This window comes from Cobetia sp. BMC6 (genome assembly GCF_029991385.1).
Taxonomy (GTDB): Bacteria; Pseudomonadota; Gammaproteobacteria; order Pseudomonadales; family Halomonadaceae; genus Cobetia.
In genome coordinates this window covers 1-456 of the sequence record NZ_JAKUMF010000057.1, presented here as the reverse complement: position 1 = coordinate 456, position 456 = coordinate 1, and the positions used below count along the sequence as shown (strand labels likewise).

The following is a 456-nucleotide window of genomic DNA, read 5'->3' as shown; positions in this document are numbered from 1 at the left end:
ACACAAAGCGTAATTACGTTACCTAAAAATTCTTGCGGAACTAATATGTTAGCTTCAACAATTGGCTCACGGATTTCAAGAATATTATTCACCGGCGGTAAGTCAGACGGGTTATCTATCTGTTTAGTTCCGTCTTTAGTCTCTACTTCGTAGATTACTGTTGGCGCAGTGGTAATGAGATCAATGTCGTATTCACGCTCAAGACGCTCTTGAATGATTTCCATGTGTAGCATGCCTAAGAAGCCACAACGGAAACCAAAGCCTAGTGCTGTTGAGTTTTCTGGCTCGAAGAATAACGACGCATCGTTCAAGCTTAATTTATCAAGCGCATCACGGAATGACTCATAGTCATCTGATGAAATTGGGAACATACCTGCATAAACCTGCGGTTTAATGCGTTGGAAGCCCGGTAAACGCTCTGGAGCAGAGTTACGTTGTAGAGTGATGGTATCACCT

General features: G+C 42.8%; 1 pseudogene. It reads right to left on the bottom strand.

From position 1 onward, the window contains the following. Nucleotides 1-456, bottom strand: a pseudogene (locus tag MKZ40_RS16970) (elongation factor 4); the annotation flags it as partial.